This is a genomic window from Benzoatithermus flavus (assembly GCF_037908215.1).
Taxonomy (GTDB): Bacteria; Pseudomonadota; Alphaproteobacteria; order Geminicoccales; family Geminicoccaceae; genus Benzoatithermus; species Benzoatithermus flavus.
Map to the genome: position 1 here is coordinate 1 of NZ_JBBLZC010000148.1, position 522 is coordinate 522.

A 522-nucleotide genomic window follows, 5' to 3' on the forward strand; every position below is an offset into this window, starting at 1 on the left:
AGCTCGCCGATTTCGTCGATGAATAAAACGCCGCCGTGGGCGTTCGTCACCGCCCCTTGCTTCGGCTGGGGAATGCCGGCTTGCCCCATCGCCCCGGCCCCTTGGTAAATCGGGTCGTGCACCGAGCCGATGAGCGGATCGGCAATGCCGCGCTCGTCAAAACGCGCCGTCGTCGCGTCAAGCTCCACGAACACCGCATTTTTCTTAAACGGGGAGAGCGGATTTTTTTTCGCTTCCTCAAGCACGAGCCGAGCAGCTGCCGTCTTGCCGACGCCAGGGGGGCCGTAAATGATGACATGCTGCGGGTTGGGGCCGCATAAAGCAGCTTTTAACGCCTTGATGCCGTCTTCCTGACCGACAATATCGTCAAAACTTTTCGGCCGCACTTTTTCCGCCAGCGGCTCGGTGAGCGAAATCGAACGCAGCTTGCGGAGCTGTTCCATCTCTTTGCGAGACTCTTTATCAATCGAAACTTTTTGCACACGTTGCCCTCTTAGCAAATTCCAAAAATAAAGGCCGATG

General features: G+C 56.7%; 1 protein-coding gene. It reads right to left on the reverse strand.

The window, feature by feature from the left end:
• A partial coding sequence (locus tag U1T56_RS24610) for an ATP-binding protein (protein ID WP_418162097.1) occupies window positions 1–521 on the reverse strand: 521 nt, incomplete at its 3' end.
• Window position 522: the final 1 nt, after the last annotated feature.